Origin of the sequence: Trichococcus sp., from assembly GCF_049684335.1 — a bacterium.
Lineage (GTDB): Bacteria > Bacillota > Bacilli > Lactobacillales > Aerococcaceae > Trichococcus.
In genome coordinates, this window is the sequence record NZ_JBAVFV010000061.1 from 117,799 (window position 1) to 137,009 (window position 19,211).

Annotated in this window: 14 protein-coding genes; all 14 read right to left on the minus strand. The window is 46.7% G+C overall.

From position 1 onward, the window contains the following. Positions 1 to 33: 33 nt before the first annotated feature. Positions 34 to 3,240, minus strand: coding sequence for a SpaA isopeptide-forming pilin-related protein (locus tag WBM30_RS11400; RefSeq protein WP_424900826.1), 3,207 nt, complete (start codon positions 3,238 to 3,240; stop codon positions 34 to 36). An 895-nt stretch (positions 3,241 to 4,135) separates the two neighbouring features. Beyond that, positions 4,136 to 5,314 carry a CapA family protein gene (locus WBM30_RS11405; RefSeq protein WP_424900827.1) on the minus strand — a complete coding sequence of 393 codons (1,179 nt, stop codon included), beginning with the start codon at positions 5,312 to 5,314 and terminating at the stop codon, positions 4,136 to 4,138. Positions 5,315 to 5,690: 376 nt separating this feature from the next. After that, positions 5,691 to 6,818 carry a carboxynorspermidine decarboxylase gene (nspC, locus tag WBM30_RS11410; RefSeq protein ID WP_424900898.1) on the minus strand — a complete coding sequence of 376 codons (1,128 nt, stop codon included), beginning with the start codon at positions 6,816 to 6,818 and terminating at the stop codon, positions 5,691 to 5,693. A 21-nt stretch (positions 6,819 to 6,839) separates the two neighbouring features. Then, positions 6,840 to 8,051 (minus strand): saccharopine dehydrogenase family protein, encoded by a 1,212-nt coding sequence (locus WBM30_RS11415; RefSeq protein ID WP_424900828.1) that lies wholly within the window; start codon positions 8,049 to 8,051, stop codon positions 6,840 to 6,842. Between the two features lie 454 nt (positions 8,052 to 8,505). Next, positions 8,506 to 9,093, minus strand: a complete 588-nt coding sequence (gene leuD, locus WBM30_RS11420; RefSeq protein WP_424900829.1) for a 3-isopropylmalate dehydratase small subunit — start codon at positions 9,091 to 9,093, stop codon at positions 8,506 to 8,508. Next, the gene (leuC, locus tag WBM30_RS11425) at positions 9,080 to 10,468 is read right to left on the minus strand and encodes a 3-isopropylmalate dehydratase large subunit (RefSeq protein WP_424900830.1); all 1,389 of its coding nucleotides are present in this window, start codon (positions 10,466 to 10,468) and stop codon (positions 9,080 to 9,082) included. The genes leuD and leuC overlap by 14 nt, the downstream gene beginning before the upstream one ends. A gap of 15 nt (positions 10,469 to 10,483) precedes the next feature. Next, complete coding sequence (leuB, locus tag WBM30_RS11430; protein WP_424900831.1) at positions 10,484 to 11,530, minus strand: 3-isopropylmalate dehydrogenase; 1,047 nt, start codon at positions 11,528 to 11,530, stop codon at positions 10,484 to 10,486. Between the two features lie 18 nt (positions 11,531 to 11,548). Then, positions 11,549 to 13,105: a 2-isopropylmalate synthase gene (locus WBM30_RS11435; RefSeq protein WP_424900832.1), complete on the minus strand. Its 1,557-nt coding sequence runs from the start codon at positions 13,103 to 13,105 to the stop codon at positions 11,549 to 11,551. Positions 13,106 to 13,693: 588 nt separating this feature from the next. Beyond that, positions 13,694 to 14,692: an ABC transporter substrate binding protein gene (locus WBM30_RS11440; RefSeq protein WP_424900899.1), complete on the minus strand. Its 999-nt coding sequence runs from the start codon at positions 14,690 to 14,692 to the stop codon at positions 13,694 to 13,696. Positions 14,693 to 15,137: 445 nt separating this feature from the next. Beyond that, on the minus strand, positions 15,138 to 15,713 hold the full coding sequence (locus WBM30_RS11445; protein ID WP_424900833.1) for an SOS response-associated peptidase: 576 nt from the start codon (positions 15,711 to 15,713) through the stop codon (positions 15,138 to 15,140). A 102-nt stretch (positions 15,714 to 15,815) separates the two neighbouring features. Next, positions 15,816 to 16,502, minus strand: a complete 687-nt coding sequence (locus tag WBM30_RS11450; RefSeq protein ID WP_424900834.1) for a DUF554 domain-containing protein — start codon at positions 16,500 to 16,502, stop codon at positions 15,816 to 15,818. Positions 16,503 to 16,704: 202 nt separating this feature from the next. Next, complete coding sequence (locus WBM30_RS11455) at positions 16,705 to 17,262, minus strand: NADPH-dependent FMN reductase (RefSeq protein ID WP_176974151.1); 558 nt, start codon at positions 17,260 to 17,262, stop codon at positions 16,705 to 16,707. A 303-nt stretch (positions 17,263 to 17,565) separates the two neighbouring features. Further along, positions 17,566 to 18,093, minus strand: coding sequence for a biotin transporter BioY (locus WBM30_RS11460; protein ID WP_159072132.1), 528 nt, complete (start codon positions 18,091 to 18,093; stop codon positions 17,566 to 17,568). Position 18,094: 1 nt separating this feature from the next. Further along, positions 18,095 to 19,087 (minus strand): biotin--[acetyl-CoA-carboxylase] ligase, encoded by a 993-nt coding sequence (locus WBM30_RS11465; RefSeq protein ID WP_424900835.1) that lies wholly within the window; start codon positions 19,085 to 19,087, stop codon positions 18,095 to 18,097. Positions 19,088 to 19,211 lie beyond the last annotated feature (124 nt).

The window sequence follows — 19,211 nt, forward strand, 5'->3', positions numbered from 1 at the left end:
CTCCTCTTATATAATTCCCTTTTAATTAGCCATTCATTGTTTCTTGCGGTAAATATATCCCGTGCTGAGCATGATCCCTAGCCCAATCAGAGTGAACACTGTCGTCCCCATTCCTCCGGTGACCGGCAATACTTGGACCGGAACATTTTCGAGAGTTTTCGAAACGTTTATATGATCCTTATCTATTACCACTTCGACATCTTCGTCAAGCAGGCTATATCCGTCAGGAGCTGTTGTCTCCACCAGCTTATAGGTGCCGTAAGGAATCTTGTTCCATGTGATTTTTCCGTCAGAATCGGTCGTGCCTCTCACATCAATCCCATCAAGATCCTTCACTACCGTTCCATCCGCATGCTGCAGTTCGAATATCGCTCCGGGTAGCTTTATTGTGGGATTCGTCTTATCAACTTTTGTTATCGCCAGAGATCCTACATCAAGCGTATTGGTGATAGTGAAACCATTTGCTGCAGGCGTAACAACCGCCGTGTACTTGTCAACAACGACCTCTTCGATGGTATAAACGTACAACTCATTTGGACTTGCGTATTTCGGTAGATTCGTGAATGTCCCGCTCCATACCCCATCAACGGTAGGTGTTATAACAATAGTTTTATATGGCGCATTGCCTGTCTGATAGTTCTGATAAATATTGACAGTAATACTAGTCGGTCTCGTATTCAGCACGTTGTTATTGTCATTCCAAACCTTTGTGACCGGAATATCAATTTTATCAACTGCATTCTTTATGACCAGTGGGTTACTTGAAACCGTGACTGGGTTCGGTGTTCCAGGTTTAGTCACGGTAACCACTACCGTGCCCATTGCACTTAATCCCACAGTCACTGTGTATATTGTCGGATCTGCTATATACCCTGTCGGGGCGACTGTTTCTTGTAATGTATACGTCCCTCGTGTAAGACCGGTAAATTCGGCAAATCCATTTGCAGCCGTCAACTGCGTTGTTGTAGTACCGCCTTTTGCCAGAGTGAAGGTGGCTGGATTATTGGTAATGACTGTACCAGATTCATCTTCTTTTCTGATTGTCAGGCTTCCTGTTTTAACCCTGACCCACATATAGGCGATGGCCTTACAACCGCTGGAATCTGTAACGATTAGCTTATATTTCGTATCTACGGTAGGGGAAACAGATGGATTTTCCGCTGTTGAAATGACTGTATCGGAGCCATCTACATACCAAGCGTAGGTGTAGGTACCGTTCCCATCACCGCCAGTTATTGGTCCTCTGTAATCACCTAAACTTATGCTGTCCCCTTTAAGGATTGTTTGATCCGTCAAGGTAACTGCAAGAGGGGGTGGAACATTAACAGTGGGTTTAGGGAATGTCTTGATAGCTGGCAAAGCATTTACGTCTGTGTAATTCAAGATCGCCGACTCGTTCGTCGGATATATCCCCGCTAACGTATCGGGTTTCGCTTGAACAACATATTTCAACTGTGCGCTCGTATAAATCGTCCCAGGAGACCATGTAATTGTCCGCGTTGCCGAATTATACGTTGCTCCAGCAGGCAAGCTGCTTTCCACTAGGTTAAAAGCATTTCCCACCACATCGGTGACGACGGCATTGGTAGCGGAATAGTTTAATTGGGTTGAGATTTCTTCAAAAATACCTGCTAGGTCAGCTTCGGATGGAGCATTGTAGAATCCGGAATTCTGCACTGAATCAAGCAAATTTACTGCAAGCGGATAAGTATCAGCGTCGTAACCGGTCAACAAACCGATGCTGAACACTCGTGCTGAGGGCCACAAAGCTTGCCCAGCTGCTGTTGTCCTAGCGAATGTCGTTCGGGTAGCCAAGTCTTCGCTTGACAGCGGAGCATCTGGATCAGTATCCGTCCTTGTTCCTCCTATGGATATCGTTGGAACGCCATCAGAAAACAAGATGATTACTTTTTCCGCTTCGGCCCTTGCATTACTCAATTGCTGGCCAGCTCTCGCTAATCCTGCTTCAGTATTAGTGTACTGATATGAGTTGTTTACTGTGATGTTGGAAATTGTATTTTTTACAGTATTAGTATTAGAAGTAAAAGCTTGATTTACAGTTGCATCATTAAGGCTTCCATTCCCAGTATTTGCTCCTCCAAAACTGACAACGCTGATTCTGTTATTAGTGGTTCCATCCCCCAGAACGATATCAGTAAATGCATTGGCCGCAGTCTTCAAGCTCGCTAATCTAGTTGAATTATTCAATGTCATACTAGCCGAACGGTCTAACACTAAAATAATATCCACAGGTTTGCTCGGTGGTGTTCCTGTAATGCCTAAAGTTACTTCATATGTTCTGCATCCCAACGTGCGCACTGCTGTTTTGTTTACAGCTATCGAGTCGGTGTAAGTTGATGCCAAAGCCATGGGACTAAATAAAGAAACAAGAGAGAATGAAGATGTAAATGCTGAGCTGTTCGTTTTATTTTCACTCATATCCTGGGATTCGGTTTCCGTCGCTGCTTGGGCTTCCGCTTCCGCTGCTGCTTGGGCTTCCGCTTCCGCCGCTGCTTGGGCTTCCGCTTCTGCCGCTGCTTGGGCTTCCGCTTCTGCCGCTGCTTGGGCTTCCGCTTCTGCCGCTGCTTGGGCTTCCGCTTCCGCCGCTGCTTGGGCTTCCGCTTCTGCCGCTGCTTGGGCTTCCGCTTCCGCCGCTGCTTGGGCTTCCGCTTCCGCCGCTGCTTCTGCTGCCGCTTGAGCTATGGGATTTGCCAGAGATATGGTTTTTGTATTTCCTGATGAGAGGATATCCATAGTCTCGGATTCTGCTTCGCTGACGGTGCCTACCAGCATTTTGATGGAAACTGTTTCGGAAATGGGGTCTGTAATGTCGGTGGTGAAAGTCATCGTGAGTGTTTCTGCGGCTGTGCTGTAAGTGTATCCTCTTAAGACTGTCACCGCTCCGATATCCGTACGATTGATTTGTTGAACATTCGTACTAATATTATACGGTGCGCCTAGGCCACTACTGTATTCAAGCTCCAGTTTCGGTGCCCGTTCATCCTCCGAATCAAATTTTGTGATGGTCACAACCCAATCTACAGCAGTTCCTGATCCGTTGACCGTTCCGGTTGCACTCGCAGTCCCATCGTCCATCGGTAGTGATGCTTGAACGGTTCCGATATCTGCGGCTAATACATCGATTGCGGTGTAGGCAGATAAAAAAGATGGCATGATGGTCATCAATGTTATCAGCCAAAAGGCGATTCTGTCAAGCAGTATAAAGCGTTTTCTTCTCATACTCCTCCATCTCCTCTATATTTAGAAAGTGACGGTACAAGTGACTGGCGCAGTGGATTGAAACTGCTGATGAATCACGCAAGTTAGCCAATTATCCGAAAATACGGACTTTTCTTGACTCAATCCAGGGGCTGTTAAGGACCACGTACAAAGAACAGTGACAAACTGCTTTACTCAAAACGGATCTATCGAGAACAAGGAATAATCAATGGGAGGGGTAAAACGTGGGCATTTCGGATAATCGATCCGAATGAAATGGATGCCTTCAAAATTGCTGGCAAACCTTTGAGGTACATATATCAGAATAACTATTTCCGCATGCTAAATAAGTTTGTTGAAAAAACTTACATATTATTAGCGTTTTTTTAATTTTATGAGATGAACCGCACGCTTGATTGAAGCTATATTTGCATACAAAAAAAGCTTATTTTTCTGCAATTTTTCCATTGAATTTATTTTCAGAATAAATATGTGAAGAGTTTATAAGGGATGTTTTGCTGAAGGGGACTTACGGGATGTCTTGTGAAACGATCCGACGATAAACTTAAGTTTAAAATAAATGCATTTGTTTGATTGGTGTTTTTGTTTGATTCAGGAAGTAAAGTTGTGAAAGTGATCAGATGGTTTGCTCAATGGATTGAGCGGAGGATGTAGTTCTGGTGTTGGGGGTGACGTGATCACCGACTTATGTTGTAGGAGTTTTTCTAGGTTGGATAGAATATCGCGATAGGATTTTCTACCTGTATACAATATAGAATAAATTAGAGTTTTCGTCAATAATTATTAAGCAATTTCCGGAAGGAATCGGCACTAATCCTGTTTCTTCTCAAAAAAAGGTTGTCCCACCGCGGATTACCGACGCCTTCAAAAAAATGCGTTATTGTATTTTTTTCCGTCACTCCAGCATTTCTGCAGGGATGACATTCTTCACGATGGAAAGATAGTTATCCGGCGTTATTTTCAATCCTTCATAACCGTTCAACCCATGCTCTGAGGCCAATTCTTCCGAGTAATTTTCCAACTTGTAAATTTTGAAATCACGCCTTGAGTTTTCGACATTCCCCGGATCCGCAACATAATGTGAAACGGTAGGCTCGAATTGGACGTTTTCGACGGTTATATTGTCATCATCAGCAACAACAAAATCAAAAGTCACCATGCCGCCGAGCGTATTGTAATCCGTCAGCGAATGCGCGATGAAATTTCCTAGTGAATAGACCACAAGGGTTTGATTTTGGTTCGCGCCCGTCACCCACTCGATCGGTTGCAGGATGTGCGGATGGGTACCGATGACTACATCGACCTCCAAGTCGGCGAACAATTGTGCATAAGTGTGCTGCATTTCATTGACTTTCTGCGTATTTTCATCACCCCAGTGCGCTGAAACAATGACGACATCGCTGACGTTTTTGGCATTAGCCACATCCTGACGGATCAGTGCTTCATCAAAGTACGAAACACGATAGGAAGTGTCGGGCTGAATGCCATTCGTCCCATAGGTATAGGTCAAGAAGGAGAACGTGACGCCATCCCTTTCAATCGTCCGGATCTCATCCCGGTCGGCCTGGCTCTCATAAATGCCTGTATAGACAACGTTCTCCTGTTCATTCCATACGGCTAGGGAATTGAGGGCGCCGGGATAGTCATAATCCAGTGCATGGTTCGTTGCGCCATTGACCAAATCAAAGCCTAGATCATTCATATCCTGGGCGATTTCGGGCGGTGTGTTGAACGCCGGATAGCCGGAATAGTCATAATCATTCCCGGCACTGATCGTTTCTTGGTTCAGAAATGCGATATCGGCTTCCTTGATATCTTCTGCCACGTTTTCGTAGATGAACTTGAAATCATAAGTGCCGTCCGCCAGTTCCGCATCCCGAAAAATAGAATCGTGGATCAGGTTGTCACCGACTCCGATGAAGGAAATCACTTTTTCCTCCTCTTTTTCAGTAGGTACATCCGTTTGTTCAGAAGAGGCGTCCACGGATTCAACTTCAGAAACCGCATCCGGTTCATCTGCGCACCCCCATAAACCCAGAACAGCCACCGACGCCACTAACATTTTTCTCCTCATGTTATTCCCCTTTCTGCAGGATTTCTGTGCAATATTCGACAATTTGATTATACCGGACACTTCCTCCTTTGTCACTTTGACTAAATTTGTCGCAGGCTTCTTTAGTTTTTTATGTTTTTAGTGGATATGCATGAATTGCGTGCTTCAGCTCCTGGGAATCCTCCTTCCCCGGAGGACAGCCAAGTAGGAGCCCCACTCCTCCGGCGATGCCTTGTTCGCCGGAGCAGACCGGTAATAATCGGACTCTTCTCCGATGAGCTTCTGCTCGTCGGAATACACCATACGAATGCGGATCACAACTCCGGCTAAGCCCCCCACGCCGGAGAACAGCAAAAAAAAGCTGCCTCATCAGAGACAGCTCCACTATTCAAAAACTCTATAATCGTGATTTAAAATCATCGTATCCAAAGGTTTTGATGACTTTTGTGCCATCTTTGACCGTATGGGCAGCGATGGCCGGCAGTTGGATGCCGTTGAATGTCGTATTCTTCACCATGGAATAGATGGCCATGTCCGTGAAAATCAGGCGATCGCCGGGCTGAAGCGGCTCATCGAAGGAATAATCCCCGATGACGTCGCCGGCAAGACAAGTCTGCCCACCCAAACGGTATGTGTGCGCCTTTTCATCCGCTTCACCTGAATCGATGATGAACGGACGGTACGGCATTTCCAATACGTCAGGCATGTGGCAAGTCGCTGATGTGTCCAGAATAGCCAGATTCATCTGGTTGTAGGTCGTTTCCAGCACGCTCGCGACCAGGAAGCCCGCATTCAATGCGATCGCTTCGCCAGGTTCCAAGTAGACTTGCACGTCATATTTCTCTTTGATGTAGTTGACGATTTCCACCAATTTGGCGATGTCGTAGCCTTCTTTGGTGATGTGATGTCCGCCTCCGAAGTTCACCCATTTCATGCCATGCAGGTATTTCCCGAATTTCGCTTCGAATGCGACCAGTGTCGCTTCCAAATCCTCGGAACCCTGTTCGCAAAGGGTATGGAAATGCAGACCGTCCAACAGTTTGACTTGGCTTTCATCGAAATTAACAGCAGTCGTACCCAAACGCGAAAACGGACTGGCCGGATCATAGAGTGCATGATCCTGAGTGGATAGCTCCGGATTGACGCGCAGACCGATTTCGATTGGGCGATCGCTGTTCTTAACCATTTCGGCATACAACTTCACTTGGTTAGGGGAATTGAAGACGATGTGGTCCACTATCGGGAGCAACGCCTCCATTTCTTCCTTCTTGAAAGCCGGCGCAAAGACATGCGTCTCCTTGCCGAATTCCTCATGACCCAATTGTGCCTCATGGACAGAGCTAGCGGTCGTGCCGTCCAGATACTCGGCGACCAAAGGGTAGAAATGATACATCGAAAAAGCTTTCTGGGCCAACAAAATCTTGCAGCCCGTCTGACCCTTGACCGATTTCAGGATTTCCAGATTGCGGCGCAATAAGGTCTCATCCACCACATAGCTGGGTGTCGGCAAGGCTTGAAAATCGATTGTCGTGTCCATTTCAGCCTCCTAATCGACCAAGGTAGGATTGAAGTCCTCTTGCCAAGGCAAGCCATAGACGTTCAATGCTTCCATGAATGGATCCGGATTGAATTCCTCGATGTTGTACACACCAGGTTTCTTCCATCGTCCGGTCAAGACCATAGCTGCCCCGATCATCGCAGGGACACCGGTTGTGTATGAAACGGCTTGCGAGCCGACTTCCTTGTAGCATGCTTCATGATCGCAGACGTTGTAGATGTAGTATGTCTTCTCTTTGCCGTCTTTGATGCCGGTGAAGATGTTACCGATGTTCGTTTTACCTTTAGTGCGCGGTCCCAATGAAGCTGGGTCAGGCAATACGGCTTTCAGGAATTGCAACGGCACGATTTGTTTGCCTTCGAATTCGATCGGCACGATGGACGTCATACCGACATTCTCCAACACCTTCAAATGCGTCAGATAGCTTTCACCGAAAGTCATGAAGAAACGGATGCGTTTGATGCCTTTGATGTTCAAAGCCAAAGATTCGATTTCTTCGTGGTGCAGCAAGTACATATCTTTCTGACCTACCTGATCGAAGTTATACTCGCGCTTGATTTCCATCGGTTCCGTTTCGATCCACTCACCGTTTTCCCAATAGCTTCCGTTAGCGGTCACTTCGCGAATGTTGATTTCCGGATTGAAGTTGGTTGCGAATGGATAGCCATGGTCGCCGCCATTGCAGTCCAGGATATCGATTGTGTGGATTTCGTCGAAATGGTGTTTTTGGGCATAGGCAGAGAATACGCTCGTTACGCCCGGGTCAAATCCTGATCCCAACAACGCGGTGATGCCGGCTTTTTCGAAACGCTCGCGGTAATCCCATTGCCATTTGTATTCAAATTTAGCTGTATCTTCCGGTTCATAGTTCGCTGTGTCGACATAATCAGTTTTTGTTTCAAGACAGGCATCCATGATGGTCAAGTCTTGGTATGGCAAAGCCACATTAATCACGATATCCGGTTTGTATTCATTGATCAGCGCCACTAATTCAGGAACATTGTTCGCATCCACTTGGGCAGTCGTGATTTTGGAACGTCCCGCATAAATGCCGCTTTCGATCCGATCTTTGATTTCATCGCATTTTGACTTTGTACGACTGGCAATCATAAATTCTTCGAACACTTCTGAATTTTGGGCACATTTATGACATACGACGTTGGAAACGCCACCGGCACCAATAATTAAAGCTCTACTCATCTTATTCATTCCTCCTGTAGGGAAAATTCATTCATCCATCCTGCGGGCCTTTTTCTGCAGAAATCCTCAAATAGGGGCTTAACGACAGACAAGCTATTATAACATAAAGCCGTATCGGATAATGTTTTTTTAGCGACAACGACAACATATCGTCATAATTGATAGCCCTTGACGCATCTACATCTTACAACACTTCAAAAAAACAAGCGAGAATTTCCCTCCAATTGAAGGAAATTTCTCGCCTATCCTATTAAAATTTTTAAAAATTTAAAATGCATCACCCTAGGTGTTTGAAGTACTCCCAAAGTGTTCCCCGCACCAATAATGATGGCTAGTTCCACGGATTAGCCCTTCGGAAATTAGATAAATCGGGCCTATTGCGCTCTACGATGCTCAGTCGGTCCGATTTCCTAAATTTCTTTCAGGGCTGAACGAATCCGTTCCACTTTTCTATCTATGCGTAAATATTGTCCCATTTTGCTTCATACGCATCAATCTCATCTTTATAAGCCATTGTTTCAGTGATGTCGTCGATGCCGTTTTCCAATTTGTGCTTCCAAGTAGGATCAATAGCGAACGGATACTCAGCTGTGCTGGTTCTGACCACTTGATTAGGCAAGTCGATCTGGATGGTTTCATCCGCTGAAACTTGCGCCAAAGCGTCACGTTGCTCTTGCGGCAACTCGATCAACAACAGGCCGTTCTTCAAGGAATTCATATAGAAGATATCGCTGTAACTGCCGGCGATGATGACGCGGAATCGATAATCCATCAACGCCCAAGCAGCATGTTCACGGGAAGAGCCGCAGCCGAAGTTATCTCCGGTCACAAGGATCGTTGCTTCTTGGCGGTCGGCATCATTCAAAGGGAACTCCGGATTCGGATCGCCGTTTTTCAGGAAACGCCATTCATCAAAAACGAAAGCGCCGAAGCCCGTTTTTTCGATCCGTTTCAGGAATACTTTCGGGATGATTTGGTCGGTGTCGATGTTGTTGTTCATCAAGGCAACGGTTTTACCGTTATGTACTTTAATTGGCTCCATAAGTCACTGCTTCCTTTCTGATATCCACAAATTTACCGTTCACTGCTGCAGCGCCTGCCATGGCTGGGCTGACCAAATGCGTCCGCGAACCCTTTCCTTGACGGCCTTCAAAGTTACGGTTGGAAGTCGAGGCACAGTGTACGCCTGCAGGCACTTTATCCGGGTTCATACCCAAGCAAGCCGAGCAGCCTGGTTCGCGCCATTCAAATCCTGCATCGATGAAAATTTTATCCAAGCCCAATTCCGCGGCAGCATCACGTACGGTCCGGCTGCCCGGAACGACCATAGCCTGGATGTGATCAGGCACTTTGCCGCCCTTGACATACTTCGCTGCTTCAACCAAATCGGAAAGCCGCGCATTCGTACAAGAGCCGATGAAGACAAAGCCCAATGGAATCTCTTCAGCCGTTTGGCCAGGTTGCAGATCCATGTAGTTATAGGCGCGCTCGTCATTCTTATCCTGAATCTCAGGGAATTTCTCGCCGAATTGAACGCCCATGCCTGGGTTTGTTCCCCAGGTTACATAAGGTGCCAAATCGGAAACTTCAATAGCGATGTCAGTGTCATAGGCAGCATCCGGATCGCTCTTCAGGGTCTCCCAATCGGCAATGGCTTTCTCCATGTTTTCTGGTGCATAACGGCGGCCGCGCAGATAATCGTATGTAGTCTGATCCGGCGCCATCATGCCGATCTTAGCACCGAATTCGATGGACATGTTGCAGATTGTCATCCGTTCTTCCATCGTCAAGGCTTCCACAGTATCACCGTAGAATTCAATCGCATAGCCGCTCCCGAAGGCTGTCCCGTAAGTCGCAATCAGGTGCAGAATGATATCTTTCGCATAAACGCCTGCAGGCAATTTCCCGGTGATTTTGACGCCCATCGATTTCGGTTTTTTCTGCCAGATCGACTGCGTTGCAAAAACATGTTCAACTTCCGAGCTGCCGATACCGAATGCCATCGCTCCGAAAGCGCCGTGCGTAGCCGTATGCGAATCTCCGCAGACGACAATCTTGCCGGGTTGGGTTGCGCCCAATTCCGGTCCGACCATGTGCACGATCCCTTGGTTGGCTGTTCCGATGTCCATCAATGGGATGTTGAATTCTTCGCAATTCTTCTGCAGCGCTTCGATTTGTTTCTTCGAAATCAGATCCTTGATGTTGAAGATATCTTCCGTTGGCACATTGTGGTCGACCGTTGCGATCGTTTTGTCAGGGCGTCGGACTGGGCGGTTGGTTTCGCGCAAGCCATCGAAGCCTTGTGGTGAAGTGACTTCATGGATCAGGTGCAGATCCACATACAACAATTGTGGTTCACCTTCTGGTCCTGTAATAACGTGTCTGTCCCATAGTTTATCAAAAAGCGTTCTGCTCATACTGTCTACTCCCCTTCACTTTTCCAAAATGGCTTTCACTTGCTCAGTAAATGCTGTCGTTGTCGTTGTGCCGCCCAGATCAGCCGTCAGGAAACCGGCATCCATCACCTCAGCGGCCGCTTTTTCAAGCGCGTCTGCCTCTTCATGCAGCTGGAAGCTTTGGCGCAGCATCATGGCAACGGACAGGATCATCGACATCGGGTTGGCGATGTTTTTCCCGGCGATGTCCGGTGCGGATCCATGAATCGGTTCATATAAGGATGGACCGGATACTGCATGGCTTCCGGAAGGCAGCATCCCCAATGAGCCTGTGATGACGGATGCTTCGTCGCTCAGGATGTCCCCGAACATATTTTCCGTCACGATGACATCGAATGAAGTAGGATTTTGGATGATTTTCATCGAAGCTGCATCGACATACAAATGATCGACGGTAACTTCCGGGTATTCCGTCGCGATTTCGTTGACTGTCTTGCGCCACAGTTTGCTGCTGGCCAAGACGTTCGCTTTATCGACCGAAGTCAGTTTTTTGCTGCGCGTCATTGCGATTTCAAAAGCTTGGCGGACGATCCGATCGATTTCGCTCTTCTTATAGAAGAGAGTATCAGTCGCTTCCTCATCATTCCAGTGCTTCGGCTGACCGAAGTACAGACCGCCTGTCAATTCGCGGACAACGATGAAGTCTGTGCCTTTAACGCGTTCCGTCTTCAACGGGGACAAGTGGGCGATGCTGTCGCTCACTGCGATTGGGCGGATGTTCGAGAAAAGTCCTAAAGTCTTACGCAATTGCAACAGGCCATCTTCCGGCGTTTTTTCAGCTTTTTCCCATTTCGGTCCGCCGATTGCAGCCAAAAGGATTGCGTCAGCTTCGGAACAGCCTTTGATTGTTTGCGGTGGAATCGGATCGCCGGTCTCATCGATGCCGGCTCCTCCGAATGGGTAAACCGTCACGTTGAATTCATGTTGAAATTTTTTGCCGATTGTTTCCAGCAAAGTCAATCCACTTTCCATTATTTCTGGTCCAATGCCATCTCCGGGCAATGCTGCAATCGTATAATTCATCTTAATTTTTCCCCCTCATCAGAAATGTGCTGATACTTTTTCTATTGTCTGTTTATTTTTTGCTTTCCCGCTGGCTTGAATATACGCTTTCGCTGATGCAGTCAGGACATCGAAGTCGATGCCTGTGCCGTTATAGCTCTTGCCGTCCTCATCCTCCACGACCACGTGCACTTCTGCTTGTGCATCTTTACCGCCCGTGATGGCTTCAATATTGTATTCCTTCAAAATGATTTCTTGCTCAAGGATGCGGTTGATGGTGTTGTAGATGGCTTCGATGCTTCCTGAACCGGTTGCTGAATCCTGCATCTTCGCGTCTTTGTTACGTTTGTCCTGGATGCCGACGATGGCTCCTTGGATACCATCCTTCACAAACTGCACTTGCAGGCGTTTCAGCTCGTAGGCCGATTCGTCCTCGATCGATTTGCCTACCATCAATGCATGGATGTCCTCTTCGGTCACGTTCTTCTTCTTGTCAGCCAGTTCTTTGAAACGGGCGAACAATATTTTGATTTCTGCCGGGTCGCTGATTTCATAGCCCATTTGTGCAATTCGATCCACAAAGGCGTGACGACCGGAAAGTTTACCCAACGGCAACGAATTGTGCTCCACACCGACCAATTGCGGAGTGATGATTTCGTAGGTTTCCGGATTCTTCAGAACACCATCCTGATGGATACCTGATTCGTGTGCGTAGGCATTGCCACCGATGACAGCTTTGTTGCGCGGAATCGGCATACCGGAAAGGCGGCTGACCAAATCACTTGTGCGCTTCGTTTCCTTCAGAACCATACCGGTTTCTTTTTCATAATAGTTTTTGCGGATGTGAAGAGCGACCGCAACTTCCTCGAGTGCCGTATTCCCTGCACGTTCGCCGATGCCGTTGATGGTTCCTTCTACCCGCAGCGCGCCATTTTCGACTGCTGCCAAAGCATTAGCCGTTGCCATACCCAGGTCGTCGTGGCAATGGGAAGAGAAGATGACGTCATCAAAGTGGGTTACGTTTTGCTTCAGATATTTGAAAAGGTTTCCGAACTCGGTCGGATTGGTGTAACCAACCGTGTCAGGGATATTGATGACTGTAGCGCCCTTTTCGATGGCCAAATTAATGACTTCAACAAGGAAGTCCCAATCGCTCCGAGTTGCATCCTCAGGTGAGAATTGGACTTTCTCGAATTTTGATTTGGCGTAAGCGATATGATGGGCTACTGAGGCCAATACTTCTTCTTTGCTCATTTTCAGTTTATATTCCATGTGGATGGGGCTGGTCGCGATAAAAATATGGATCTGCGGATCGACTGCATCCCTCAAAGCATCGTAGGCAGCATCGATATCCTTTTCATTACAGCGGGCAAGACCTGCTACCGTCATATTTTTGACAGCACCGGCAATCGCCTTTACCGCTTCAAAGTCGCCTTCTGAAGAGATCGGGAATCCTGCTTCAATAACATCGATCCCCCATTTTTCCATCTGCAAGGCAATCTGCACCTTTTCCTTCGTATTGAAGTTCACACCAGGTGTCTGTTCCCCATCGCGCAGGGTCGTATCAAAGAATTGAATGTACTGTTTTTCCGTCATGGTCTTTTCCTCCGGTTCATTTTTCGTTTATTGGTTTGATTAAAAAATCATAAGAGTAAATTTTCGAAAAAAAATGCATCCACAAATAATGGATGCATTTCGAAGGTCAATAAATAATCGCTTCAGCCCCATTATTTGTCAATGCCAAGCAGGGCTCAAACGACTGATATTTCAGTGTCCAAGCCCTGCTATAATAATAAGCCGTTAAAAGAAGGGGTTGTCCCCATGATTACGTTAGCTGATACGTTTGCATCTTCCATGACGATCCCCTCCTCTTTTTTTGTAGCCTTCTAATTTTTCGTTAAGTTTTATTATCGTATTCTCATTTTATGCAAAGCGGCTTCTTTTGTCAACCCCTTTTGCTATTTCCTTACAAAATCGTGTGACGGTGTACGGAATGGGAGGAGTGTAGCGGACTGCGGTGGACTGCGTGCGGTCCCATAGCTCCGGTTAGGCCCCTTTCACCGGAAATCGCCGATAACTTTCTTCCTCTCCTCCGTTCCCGGAGCAGAGCGATAAAATCCGGGAACGCACAAAAAAACGAGGGTGCCCCACTTTAAGGTGGCAACCTCGTTTTTAGTTCGTAGCTTATTCTGGCAATTTGATGCTGTCTGGATCGATTCCAAGCGCTTTAGCCATCTCTTCATTCACGACCAATTGAAGTGTCTTAGGGAATTGGACAGGCAATTCGGAAGGAAGCTTACCTTCTTCCAGAATCTGCAAAGCCATTTCGCCTGTTTGACGTCCTAATTCCTTGAAGTCAATTCCGTAAGTTGCCAAACCGCCCGCTTCAACCATTTCAGTTGCGCCAGGAATGACCGGAATTTTGGCTTCCATAGCGATTTGGCCAACAGTAGCCATCGTGCTGGATAAGGTATTGTCCGTTGGGATATAGATCGCATCGACTTTTTGTACCAATGACTCCATCACTTGTTGGACGTCATTGGTAGAGGTAACGGTCATGATTTCGACATTCACGCCTGCTGCTTCCAACAATGCCTGCGCTTGATCACTCTGTACAATTGAATTCATTTCGCTGGAATTGTAGATGATACCGACTGTTTCCGCACCAGGTACGATTGACAACAACAATTCGATTTGTTTATCCATCGGGCTCTGATCGCTTGTTCCGGTGATATTTGCACCCGGCTCTTCTGCACTTGCCACTAGGCCGGCATCGATCGGATCAGTTACCGCAGTGAACAAGACCGGATTTTCTTTTTCAGCGTTCGCTACTGCTTGCGAAGCTGGTGTCGAGATTGATAAAATGAGGTCATTGTTGCCGGCTAAACGTTCAGCCATACTCTGCAGGTTGGCTTGGTCACCCTGTGCATTTTGATAATCCACGATCAAATTATCGCCTTCAACATAACCGGCTTCCTCCAAAACTTCCAAGAAACCTGTGCGTGCTGCCGATAAGGATTCATGCTCAAGGATCTGCAGGATTCCGATATGCACAGCATCCGCTGAGGCTGTTGAGCTTGTTGCGGAAGAATCCGTCGCTTCTTCTGTACTGCCGGCGCATGCGCCAAGCAACAAAGCAGAAGTCAGTGCCAATGTTGTCGCTACTTTCTTTTTCCAATCCATTCCAATCATTTCTTTTCCCCCTATTTTTTAAATTGTGCGAGAACTGATTAGGCAATCAATCGTTTGTTCCGGGTACGCAAAAGCCCATTTAGATACGATTATCTAAATGGGCTTTTGCTAAGGTAAGTTTATGGAAACTCAACAGCCCAAATAGATTTTTTCATCTATGGGGCCAGTCACATCACGCGAAAATGCTTCAGCCTTCATAGATACAAACAAATTTTTGTTCATTGTTTGCATCCATGTGAGACATGTCTACAAACAGCATCTAAAGTAGCTAAAGTCGTAGCTGATGATAAGATTGCGGCCTGTTGATTGCGTTTGCATAAATTCTCCTCGCACGTCATTTATTTGTTGCCTTAAGTTTATAAGAATTAAATAAGGATGTCAACGATTAAATTAAATTCGGATGAGTGTATTCTCATTTAAAAAAATTAACGATTACTCATTCGATCAGCAGGCGATGCTCTGTTGGCTTCAGCAACTTCCAAACCAATTTCGGATCGGCCTTCTGATCCAGATAAAAGGCTTCATCTTCAGGTTCCAGTATCACAGGCATGCGATCGTGGATGGCGCGCATCTGGTCGTTGGCGGCAGTGGTGATGATGGAAAAAGCTGTAAAAGCTTTTCCGTTTTCATCCTGATACGTCTTGAGGATACCGGCCATCGAAAAAATCGGGATATCCGATACAGCAATTTTTCGTTTCAACTTTTCTTCGCCGACTTTCTCCCATTCAAAAAATGCAGTCGCCGGCACGAGACAACGTGCTGTCCGGAAAGGCTGGCTGAATGTCGGCTTTTCAAGGATTGTTTCTGCTCGGGCATTGATCAAAGGGCGCTTCGCGAAAGGCTCCATGAATCCCCACCTGTGATGGACCAACTCGTTTCCCGGCATTATCAGTGGTGTGCTGTTGGTCGGAAATATTTCCGCACGCTTTTCGACATCCTCTGCCATTTCCCCCAACAGGTACCTTTCCCACATTTCCCTCATTGTCGCTTCAAGCGCATATCGTCCGCACATAATCCAGTCCCCTCTCCGATGGCTTTCCTTGATACCGATTATAAAGAAGGCTGGGCCGATATACAAAAAAGACGTCCGCTTGGGAACGTCTTTTTTCTGCATTCACATGAATAGTCCGAGAAGGATCGGGAAAAAGACTGCGGGCGCATAATTCATGATTTTCAGATTCGTCAGCTTCAACATGTTCAAAGCCAGCCCGACAATCAGAAGCGAACCCACGCAAGTCATTTCATTGATCACAGAATCCGTCAGAAGTGGCGCAAGGACATTGGCAAAAAGCGAAATGCCGCCTTCATAAACGAGGATCAGTCCGGCTGAAAGCAGCACGCCGATGCCTAAGCTGGATGCCATCACAATCGCTGCAATGCCGTCTATCAGGGACTTCGCGAAAAGCGTATCATGATTGCCGGTCAAACCGCTCTGCAGTGCGCCGACGATCGCCATCGCGCCCACACAGAACAACAGACTTGCCGTCACAAACCCTTTTGAAACCGAAACCCCTTCGTTAGGTGAAGCAACCATATTCTCGATTGTATCACCCAACTGATTGATTTTCTGATCCAGATTGAGCCATTCTCCGACCAATGTACCAGCAACCATCGACAAAATGGTGATCAGAACATTTTCGCCTTTCAACATGCCACTTACGCCTATGTATAATACGCAGAGCGCCAATGCGTTCATCACTGCGTTAGCTAACCTATCCGAGATGCCTTTCTTCAAAACAAGGCCGATGCTGCCACCCAAAACGATGGCAGCGCTGTTGACCAAACTTCCCAACAAAACCACTTTATCTCCTCCAACTGTTATTACGTGTACCCTGATTACGTGATTCGAATGCTTGCATTTCTGCAAGCTCAGTACGTTTCAGTATAGACGCTAGCTTTCAGAAAATCAATGGACGAAAGGTGAAGGAAGCCTTACTCAGGAAATGAGAGCAGACCGCCATGCTTGCATGGCGGCCTCCCCTCATCATTCTTCTTCTATACTATTAACGGATAGTTTTCAATGCTCCGGACCATTTGATCAATTCGTTGAACATTGCTGTCGCATTGCCTGCATGATAATCGTTCGGTACAAAATTGCTCATGTTCTCGAAATCAGTCATCAATGAGAAGTTCACTGTTGTGTGCACTGTTGCTACGCTCAATTCGCCTAGGATGACGCGCATGTTTTCGTGTGCGCGGGCCCCGCCCAAGCTTCCATATCCGACAAATCCGGCTGCTTTATCGGCAACTTCAGGCTTCAGGAAATCCAACGCATTTTTCAAAGCGCCACCGACTGCATGGTTGTATTCAGGTGTCACAAACACGTATCCATCGAATGAAGCCATTTTTTCTGACCAAGCTTGGATCGCTGCGCCAGCTGCTGCTTGACGGTCTTCCGGTAATTTAGCGCCCAACAAAGGTAAGTCATAGTTTGCTAAAGCGACGATTTCGTATTCGATGCCGCCGTCATTGCGTTTTTCGGCAAATTCATGGATCCATTCTGATACTGCTGCTGAGTTTCTTCCTTCACGTACGCTTCCTGAGATAATTCCGATTTTCATAGTTGTTTTCCCCTTTTCGTCTGTTGTTATTGTTGTATTTTTACTTCCAAACAAAGCATTACTAATACGAGATATTATAGATGTGTTTTCCAATTTTTTTCCTCCATGCACTTGTTTTTCAATGAAGGACTCACCTTCATTTCTCTTACATTTCGTAAGCTTGTTATCATTATGCCACATAACAGAATGTATTTCAAGTTATATATTCACGAATTCGAGATATTTTTTCAAAAAAAACATCCAGCCCCGTCAGACCAAGGTTTTGGATGTTTTTGAATCATTTATTTTTTTCAAAAAACGAAATCAGTGCTGGAATACGCGCACACGGCCTTTTAAACGGTCAGCCAGGATGATGGCCAACACGGCTTTGGCGATGTCCCCCGGAATGAACAACAACATGCCCATCTGGAAAATTGCCGCCAAATCGAATTGATTACCCATGACAACGTTCAGGATCATCGCCATGTAAGGCAAACCGATTGCGTACATGACGATGGTGCCGGCAACAGCTGCAATCCCATAATTTAAGAAGCTTCCTTCTTTATTATGCACGAGATAGGAAATCAAAGTAGCCGCTGCAATAAATCCAAACACAAACCCAAAGCTAGGAGTCAAAAAGGCTTGAAATCCGCCAAGCAATAATTTCAGTAATAAAGGCAGCAGTTGCGCAAAAAAGGCAGCTTTCGGACGCAGGAAGAAGCCGGTCAGCAGAACCAAAAGTGTCTGCAAAGTGATCGGAACGGGTCCGACGGGGATGCTCAGGAAGCCGCTGACGAATGTCAAAGCCGCGAATATACTGATTTGGGTCAAATCTCTTGTTGATAATTTCATGTTAATTTCCTTCTCTCTTTTTGATTTTGATGCTGATTTCGCCATAGGTCAGGGTTTTCGTTTCCCCATCCGACAATGCTACAACTAGTCCGCCATCGTCGTCGATTGCGATCGCTTTGGCTTCGATTGTTTCGCTTCCTTGCGGGAAAGTGACTTGTTCACCCAAGACGAAGCAACGTTTGCGGTACTCGTCCAGGTAGGACCGGGATGCCAAATCAGGATAAAGGACATAAAAACGGTTGAGTATTTCGGCAGCCATTTGGTTCCTTGTCACCGCGGCATTTTTTGAATCGAACAGCGTGCCGGCGATCGATTGGATTTCATCAGGAAAATCCGTTTCAGGCGCCCGGAAGTTCAGGCCGATCCCTAAAATGATCGTTCCGATCGTCCGCGATTCCATATCCATGATTCCTTCCGTCAGGATGCCGCAGACTTTCCTGCCATCCAGGAAGATATCATTCACCCATTTGATCTGAGGTTCTTTTCCTGTCAATGTTTCGATCGCCTGAGAGACGGCCACAGCGGCGGCAGTCGTGATCAAAGTGGCGTTATCCAGATCAGCAACCGGCTTCAAAACCAAACTCATGTACAGGCCGGATTCGCTCGGCGAGTGGAAAACTCTACCCAAGCGCCCTCTGCCCTTTGTCTGTTCTTCCGATAAGATCACACCTTCAAAGGTCGCTTCTTCGTTGACGATGCGTTTGGCCTCCAAGTTGGTGGAATCGATCGTTTTATGCGCAATGATCCGGTGATCTTTCAGCGCTTCCGATAGCAGTGGCACGATGGCGGCCTCCGACAACAAATCGGTTTCGACTGATAGTTGATACCCTTTATTCGTCGTTGCTTCTATCTGATAGCCTTCTTTTTTCAGGCCATTGATTGCTTTCCATACGGATGTTCTGGATACTTCCAATTGATCAGCCAAATCTTGGCCGGAAATGCTTTCGCCTTTACGCTGCTCCAGAAACTGCAGGACTTTCTCCTTTGTTGACATCCTTTCCCTCCATTCTCTTCTATAAAAAAACCACCACTTGAACCGAAGTGATGGTCTCAATGCTGTATTCAGTTTAACTGCTTGCACATCTTATGTCAACCCGTTACGTATAATGGGTAACAAT

Excerpts from the sequence above, each read along its gene's own strand:
- WBM30_RS11400 (WP_424900826.1), bottom strand. The coding sequence starts at position 3,240 with ATGAGAAGAAAACGCTTTATACTGCTTGACAGAATCGCCTTTTGGCTG.
- WBM30_RS11405 (WP_424900827.1), bottom strand. The coding sequence starts at position 5,314 with ATGAGGAGAAAAATGTTAGTGGCGTCGGTGGCTGTTCTGGGTTTATGG.
- WBM30_RS11415 (WP_424900828.1), bottom strand. The coding sequence starts at position 8,051 with ATGAGTAGAGCTTTAATTATTGGTGCCGGTGGCGTTTCCAACGTCGTA.
- leuD (WP_424900829.1), bottom strand. The coding sequence starts at position 9,093 with ATGGAGCCAATTAAAGTACATAACGGTAAAACCGTTGCCTTGATGAAC.
- leuC (WP_424900830.1), bottom strand. The coding sequence starts at position 10,468 with ATGAGCAGAACGCTTTTTGATAAACTATGGGACAGACACGTTATTACA.
- leuB (WP_424900831.1), bottom strand. The coding sequence starts at position 11,530 with ATGAATTATACGATTGCAGCATTGCCCGGAGATGGCATTGGACCAGAA.
- WBM30_RS11435 (WP_424900832.1), bottom strand. The coding sequence starts at position 13,105 with ATGACGGAAAAACAGTACATTCAATTCTTTGATACGACCCTGCGCGAT.
- WBM30_RS11440 (WP_424900899.1), bottom strand. The coding sequence starts at position 14,692 with ATGGATTGGAAAAAGAAAGTAGCGACAACATTGGCACTGACTTCTGCT.
- WBM30_RS11445 (WP_424900833.1), bottom strand. The coding sequence starts at position 15,713 with ATGTGCGGACGATATGCGCTTGAAGCGACAATGAGGGAAATGTGGGAA.
- WBM30_RS11455 (WP_176974151.1), bottom strand. The coding sequence starts at position 17,262 with ATGAAAATCGGAATTATCTCAGGAAGCGTACGTGAAGGAAGAAACTCA.
- WBM30_RS11460 (WP_159072132.1), bottom strand. The coding sequence starts at position 18,093 with ATGAAATTATCAACAAGAGATTTGACCCAAATCAGTATATTCGCGGCT.
- WBM30_RS11465 (WP_424900835.1), bottom strand. The coding sequence starts at position 19,087 with ATGTCAACAAAGGAGAAAGTCCTGCAGTTTCTGGAGCAGCGTAAAGGC.